Raw genomic sequence first — 7,027 nt, forward strand, 5'->3', positions numbered from 1 at the left:
GAGAATAGAGAAGTTGTACATGGTTATGATGTTGATGTAATGACTACCGATATTTCTACTGTTTTTGGAACAACGAGTTCTTATGTTTTTGCATTGGATGATTTGGAAGAACTGGTTGAAGAATTGGAAATTGAGATCACAGACGGAGAAATCCCGGCAAAGAATCAGAGTGAAATACTGGTAAATGAATATATTGCAAGAAATAAAAAATTAGATATAGGCGATCATATTGGAGAGTTTACAATTTCAGGAATTTATTCGGGGGATCTATTATGTAGTTTGTGTTATAAAGAGGATTTTGAAACTCTTTATGGAGCATCCAATAGTGTGACATTATTACTCCCAAAAGACGGAAAGACAATTACAAGTGTTAATAATCAATTGAAGAGTTTGGATGATGATATAGAAGTTGTGAGTGTGGATAAGAAACAAAAAGAGTTGGATGAAGAGTTTCAGACTATGAAGACTATTATGAAACTAATTATTGTTTTGGTGTCGGTAAGTCTAGCAATCGCAGTATCAGCATTTGTTTACACGAATTATGTTTCTAGAAGTGATGAGTTTGCAATTTATTATGCAATCGGATATGGAATAAGAAAGATTGTAAAATTAATTATAGAAGAGACTGTCCTTGTATCTGTAATTTCATATTTAGTAGGTTATATTGTGGCGGCCATTAGCTTACAGATTGTGAATGTTAAAGTTTACCAACCATTGGGACAATGTATACAGATTATTACGTTGGAAAACTTGATTTATCCTGTCGTTATTCCAGTGTTAGTTCTTATTTTTTCTGTGGTTCCAATTGTATATAAGCTCAGGAAAACAGATTTACTGACGATTATTGAAAGAAGGTAAAAATATGAAGAATTTGCAGATTGAAAATGTTGGAATATCATTTAAGGATGGCATGAAGAAACAGGTAATTGTTGAAAACGTCAGCATGGAATGCGATAAGGGGACACCGGTTATCTTATCTGGGCCATCGGGATGTGGGAAAACATCACTTTTATACGTGATGGGTTTTTTAAGAGAACCATCGGAAGGTACTGTGTATTATAAAGGAAAAGCAATTTCAAAGCGTAGAGAGCGAGAGAAAATTCGGTATCAGAATATCGGTTATATTTTTCAACAGCACTATTTGCTGCCATATTTATCTGTCATAGAAAATGTGATGTTAAAAGCAGAGATTGAAAGGAATGAAGCGGAGGATTTACTGAGGGCCGTAGAGATGGAAGAACATCAAAATAAGAGAGTATACCAGTTGTCTGGTGGACAAAAACAAAGAGTTGCAATTGCGAGAGCGCTTGCGGGAAATCCGGACGTAATTATAGCAGATGAGCCAACAGCTTCCTTGGATCATGAATGTGCAAATAGAATATATGAGTTGCTTGTAAATATAGCAAAAGATAAAATATTAATTATGGCAACACATGATCAAAGCTTGCTAAAAGGGAATGAAAAAGTATACGTATTCGATAATTATAGGGTGAGGGAGGTATAGGCTATGAAATTAAAAAGAAGAGGGTTGGCAATCGGTTTATTTTTATTTATTCTGGCAATTTGCATAGGAGCCATTCTGTTTTTATATCATTATAAGTCAGGTATGAGTACGGTGCAGGTGGCGGTTATTGCTTTTGTGATGATTGTAATATGGAGTTTAGCAGAAGGATTTCTGATGAAGACATTGGTAGACACAAGTGTATATTATTGTCCGGACTGTCACGAGAGAATAAAACCGTCAGCGGTAGAATATCTTCTGACTATGAGGACTGTGAATCAGGCATATTTAAAATGTCCGAAATGCCAGAAACGCAGATGGTGTAAAAGATAGTATTTTGCGAGAAAAGAAGGTAGCATATAAGCAAAAGGGGTGGAATTATTTCCACCCCTCAGAGTGTAGACAAAATGTCGCGGCGGAAGCCGCGACACTTTGTCTACACTCTGATATGCCCTCGAAAGAGGGCATTTTTCTATTAGATTATATTTTTTATCCCCTCGCAAATCCTTCTGGCAACACGAGGATTATTCATGGTATATAAATGAATTCCATTAATGTCATTAACCAACAAATCAATCACCTGACTTAAGGCATAAGACATTCCTGCATCAAACAATGCTTCTTTGTTATTTTCATATTTGCTTATTATCCTTTGGAATCGCTCTGGAAATGAAGCATTGCACAGGCTTACCATTCTCTTAATCTGAGCTGCATTAATAACTGGCATAATTCCTGGAATCATTGGGATATTAATATCTGCATTCTTACATCTTTCATTGTATTTATAAAAAGCCTCATTTTCAAAAAATAGCTGAGACAACAACACTTCCGCGCCTGCATCCACTTTGGATTTTATACCACTAAGCTCCCCGGCAATACCAGTGGATTCTGGATGAAGTTCAGGATAGCAGGCACCTAAGAAGCAGAAATCATGATTATGCTTAAGGTAGGATATCAAGTCTGTTGAATGTTTGAAATCCTCCTTAGCAACAAGCCTTTCGTTTTTATCTCCTCTTAAGGCTAGGATATTTTCTATCCCCTCGTATTCAAGTATCTTTGCAAATTCGTCAATTTCATGCTTATCATAGCTAAGACAGGTTAGATGTACTACAGGTTCAATGCCATAATCGTTCTTTATTTTCTTAGCTATAGCTATTGTATTGTTTGAATTTGCGCTACCGCCAGCGCCAAAAGTTACACTGATAAAATCTGGCTTTAGTTCACATAAAACAGAAAGTGTTTCATCTATATTTTTTAGGTTTTCCTCTCTCTTTGGTGGAAATATTTCAAAGGATAGTGTTCTTCTATCCTTTTTATACAACTCTGAAATCTTCATTATTACGAAATTTTTTCTCCTCTTAATTGTCTTGTAGCTTCAACTAAGTTTATAAGGCTGGCTTTTGTTTCATTATCGCCTCTTGTCTTTAAGCCACAATCTGGGTTAACCCATAATTTGTCATCAGATACCTTTTGGCGCATCTTCGAAAGTGCTGTTACGATTTCCTCTACTGAAGGCACTCGAGGGCTGTGTATATCGTACACACCTGGACCAACTTCTGTCTTGAAATTGAATTTCTTTAATGAATCTAGAATCTGAAGATCAGATCTCGATGCCTCAAAGGTAATAACATCTGCATCCATTGCATCTATTGCTGGAATAATATCTGTAAATTCGCTATAGCACATGTGAGTATGAATCTGTGTTTCAGGCTTCACCCCACTTGTAACAAGTCTAAAGGATGGAATCGCCCAATCCAAATACTGGCTGTACCAATCTGACTTTCTGAGTGGTAGCTTTTCCCTAAGTGCTGCTTCATCGATTGGATAATACCTATTCCATTCGCCTCCAAATCAAGTACCTCATCACGAATTGCCAATGCGATTTGAAGTGTGCTTTCCTTGATAGAAATATCTTCTCTAGGGAATGACCAGTTCAAAATAGTTACAGGGCCTGTAAGCATTCCTTTAACAGGCTTTGGGGTACAACTATTAGCAAACTTTGACCAATGTACTGTGATAGCTTCTTTTCTGGATACATCTCCCCAGATAATTGGTGGCTTGACGCATCTTGTACCATAGGATTGAACCCATGCTTTCTTCGTAAATACGTATCCATCTAAATGCTCTCCGAAATATTCAACCATATCATTTCGTTCAAACTCACCATGAACCAGTACGTCAAGTCCTATTTCTTCCTGGAGGGCAATACACTCGGCAATCTTTTTCTTGTTGAAATCGATGTACTCATCCCTGCTAATCTCGCCCTTTCTGTACATCAGCCTGTTTCTTCTGACATCTTGCGTCTGTGGGAATGAACCGATTGTTGTAGTTGGAAATTCAGGAAGCTTTAGTAATTCCTTTTGAAGCTTTTCTCTTACATTAAATTCAGGAAGTCTGACATAATCCTCATCCTTAATAGCCTTAACTCTATCCTTAACTTCTTTGTTAAAGCTATCCTTTCTGTTTCTAAAAAGCTCTTTATTCTGCTTGAATACTTCAGTTGATTCATAATCCTCTGTTTCAAATAATTCGGCCAGTTCCTTAAGCTCCTTAAGCTTCTCCTTAGCAAAAGCAAAATGCTTTGTGTAATCAGAAGAAAGCTCTGTTTCGTTCTCAAGTGTATAAGGCACATGAAGTAATGAACACGATGTGCTGATGACTATCTGTTTTACACCAGCTTCCTTTAGTTCATTAAGCACCTGAAGAGTATTAGCATAATTGTTCTTCCAAATATTTTTTCCATTTACAAGACCAGCGAAAAGAATTTTGTCCTTTGGAAAACCATTTTTCTGCACAAGTGAAAGTGTCTCTTTACTTTCTACAAAATCCAGACCAATACCATCAAAATCTAACTCAGCGATTTCATTGTAAACATCTCTTACATCCCCAAAATATGTTTGTAGCAATACTTTTACTGATTTTTTATTCGAAAGAATTTTATTGTAAATCTTAGTAAAAATTGCCTTCTCCCCTTCATCAATATCCTTAACCAGCCAAGGCTCATCAAGCTGTAACCACTCTACATTTTTTTCATCAAGTGCTGTTATGAGCTTAATATATTCCTCTGTAAAAATATCAATGTAATCCTCAAAGCACTTTGTTCCTGTATACTTAAGCAGCTTTAAAAATGTAAATGGTCCTACAATAGCTGTCTTGGTTGAAATCCCCTTTAAAAGAGCATTTTCATATTCATCCAGTGGCTTTGTCCCTACGAAGCTTACCTCTGTATCGTCTTCTATTTCAGGAACAATATAGTGATAATTTGTATTGAACCATTTTTTCATGGCAAGTGCCTTAACATTTTTGTCCCCCTTCTGATAACCACGTGCCATTGCAAAATATGTGTCGATAGCTGAAAGCTCTAGCTTCTCATATCTTTTAGGTATCACGTTAAACAATACAGCTGTATCAAGTACTCCATCATAAAATGAAAAATCATTTGATGAAATAAAATCAATTCCAGCCTCTGACTGGCTGTTAAGTCCATACTCCTTTTGGCGGTCAGCCTCGCCGTAGATGTCAGCCTGATTTATCTCCCCTTTAAAGTATTTTTCCAGTGTAAATTTTAATTCTCTATCTTTTCCAATTCTTGGAAATCCAATAACTGCTGTTTTCATAACTTATTTCTCCTGCTCATTTATTATTTTATTGGTTGAAAGTATAAACCTAGAGAATTAATAGGTAAAATATTTAAAATTATGTTATATCCATAGATATTTTCTATGGTTTAAGCTATTATATTATCAATATCTATTTCTAATTCGTAAATACGGAGGTTCCTATGACATTAAAACAGCTTAGATACACAGTGACAGTAGCAGATATTGGAAATATCACAGAGGCAGCAAAGAGACTATATATAGCTCAACCCAGCCTTACTACTGCAATTATAGAGCTAGAAAAAGAATATGGAATCACCATATTTAACAGAGGCAAAAAGGGAATCACCATCACTAACGAGGGTGAAGAATTCCTAGGATATGCCCGTCAGATATTAGAGCAGGCAAATCTTATTGAAGACAGATATATGGGACAAACTAAGCGAAAAACCAAATTCTGTGTCTCTTCTCAGCATTATTCATTTGTAGTGGAAGCATTTGTTGAATTACTAAAAAAATATGGTGGTGAATCCTATGAATTTCACATGAGAGAAACCCAGACTTTTGACATTATAGATGATGTGGCCCATCTTAGAAGTGAAGTAGGCGTACTGTATTTAAACAAATTTAACGAAACCGTAATCCGAAAAACACTTAAGGATAATGGACTATTTTTCACGCCTTTATTCAAAGCAAAGCCCCATGTATTTATTGGCAAAGGCTCGCCTCTAGCATCAAAGAAAAAACTTACACCTGAGGATTTAAAGCCTTATCCCCGCCTTTCTTATGAACAGGGAAGTCACAACTCCTTCTATTTTTCAGAAGAGATACTAAGCACCCTAGATTGTGACAAGGATTTGATTGTCTGTGATCGTGCTACTCTATTTAATATGCTGGTGGGTCTAAACGGATACACCATCTGCAGTGGTGTTATTAGTGAAGAATTGAACGGCTCCAACATTATTGCCAAGCCTTTAGATGTGGACGATTATATGGAGATAGGCTATATTCTGCCTACCTCCATCAAACCATCCCCAATGACAGTTAAATATATTAGTTTACTGGAGGAGCTAGTAAAATAAATTATTGTTAGGGCAAGGCCCTATTTTTCAAAGTCTTAGTTTTTATATTTTAGATAAAATAGATACTTTGAAAAATGAATAAAACCACCTGCTCTGCGGGTGGTTAGGAATGCTTCAGCTTACAGAAAAATACCTCCAGTGCTAGAATTACTATGGTTCGTCAGCCAAGTAAAAGCAAAGGAGGCAGTCCCCAATGGACATGAATAGTTTATCACACACAAAATGGGAGTGTAAGTATCACATTGTATTTGCACCAAAATTTAGGAGAAAGGTAGCATATGGTCAGCTTAAGCAGGATATAGCGAATATTCTCAGTACATTATGTAAGAGAAAAGGTGTGGAAATAATTGAAGCTGAAATATGCCCAGATCATGTACATATGTTGGTTAGAATACCACCAAGTATGAGTGTTTCGAGTTTTGTAGGATATCTAAAAGGTAAGAGTACGCTTATGATATTTGAGAGACATGCGAATTTAAAGTACAAGTATGGGAATAGACATTTCTGGTGCCGAGGATATTATGTAGATTCGGTAGGAAAGAATGCAAAGAAAATTGAAGAGTACATAAGGAATCAATTAAAAGAAGACTTAGAGTACGATCAAATGACACTCAAAGAGTATATTGACCCGTTCACGGGTGAGCCAGTAGTCAAAAACAGATAAGTAGAGCCCAAGGGGCTCGGTAGGTAAATGATGTTGCGGCTGGCGAACCTTTCAATGAGTCTTTAGACTCCAGTGCCGGTAACAAGCCCTTATAGGGCTAGAACAAACCACCGGCTAAGCCGGTGGTTTCAGAGTGTAGACAAAGTGTCGCGGCTTCCGCCGCGACATTTTCTTTTTAATA

Annotated in this window: 6 protein-coding genes and 1 pseudogene; 5 read left to right on the top strand and 2 right to left on the bottom strand. The window is 36.6% G+C overall.

All coding sequences use genetic code 11. From position 1 onward, the window contains the following. The 3 genes from Q0Y54_RS10660 to Q0Y54_RS10670 all read left to right on the top strand — a co-directional run. Positions 1-858 (top strand): ABC transporter permease (locus tag Q0Y54_RS10660; protein WP_297967543.1); only part of this gene is annotated, 858 nt, incomplete at its 5' end. 4 nt (positions 859-862) lie between these two features. Further along, complete coding sequence (locus Q0Y54_RS10665; RefSeq protein WP_297967546.1) at positions 863-1,504, top strand: ABC transporter ATP-binding protein; 642 nt, start codon at positions 863-865, stop codon at positions 1,502-1,504. 3 nt (positions 1,505-1,507) lie between these two features. Further along, positions 1,508-1,834: a hypothetical protein gene (locus tag Q0Y54_RS10670; protein WP_297967548.1), complete on the top strand. Its 327-nt coding sequence runs from the start codon at positions 1,508-1,510 to the stop codon at positions 1,832-1,834. 142 nt (positions 1,835-1,976) lie between these two features. Here Q0Y54_RS10670 and metF read toward each other — a convergent pair whose 3' ends face one another. Continuing rightward, complete coding sequence (metF, locus tag Q0Y54_RS10675; RefSeq protein ID WP_090169864.1) at positions 1,977-2,837, bottom strand: methylenetetrahydrofolate reductase [NAD(P)H]; 861 nt, start codon at positions 2,835-2,837, stop codon at positions 1,977-1,979. A gap of 2 nt (positions 2,838-2,839) precedes the next feature. Further along, positions 2,840-5,118 (bottom strand): annotated as a pseudogene (gene metE, locus Q0Y54_RS10680) (5-methyltetrahydropteroyltriglutamate--homocysteine S-methyltransferase). 164 nt (positions 5,119-5,282) lie between these two features. Between metE and Q0Y54_RS10685 the strand changes: the two are divergent. Together Q0Y54_RS10685 and tnpA are read left to right on the top strand one after the other, a co-directional pair. Then, complete coding sequence (locus tag Q0Y54_RS10685; protein WP_090169859.1) at positions 5,283-6,182, top strand: LysR family transcriptional regulator; 900 nt, start codon at positions 5,283-5,285, stop codon at positions 6,180-6,182. A gap of 193 nt (positions 6,183-6,375) precedes the next feature. After that, complete coding sequence (gene tnpA / locus Q0Y54_RS10690; protein WP_297967555.1) at positions 6,376-6,846, top strand: IS200/IS605 family transposase; 471 nt, start codon at positions 6,376-6,378, stop codon at positions 6,844-6,846. Positions 6,847-7,027: the final 181 nt, after the last annotated feature.

Source organism: uncultured Anaerovibrio sp., assembly GCF_947302755.1.
Taxonomy (GTDB): Bacteria; Bacillota; Negativicutes; order Selenomonadales; family Selenomonadaceae; genus Anaerovibrio.

Excerpts from the sequence above, each read along its gene's own strand:
- Q0Y54_RS10670 (WP_297967548.1), top strand. The coding sequence starts at position 1,508 with ATGAAATTAAAAAGAAGAGGGTTGGCAATCGGTTTATTTTTATTTATT.
- tnpA (WP_297967555.1), top strand. The coding sequence starts at position 6,376 with ATGGACATGAATAGTTTATCACACACAAAATGGGAGTGTAAGTATCAC.
- Q0Y54_RS10665 (WP_297967546.1), top strand. The coding sequence starts at position 863 with ATGAAGAATTTGCAGATTGAAAATGTTGGAATATCATTTAAGGATGGC.
- metF (WP_090169864.1), bottom strand. The coding sequence starts at position 2,837 with ATGAAGATTTCAGAGTTGTATAAAAAGGATAGAAGAACACTATCCTTT.
- Q0Y54_RS10685 (WP_090169859.1), top strand. The coding sequence starts at position 5,283 with ATGACATTAAAACAGCTTAGATACACAGTGACAGTAGCAGATATTGGA.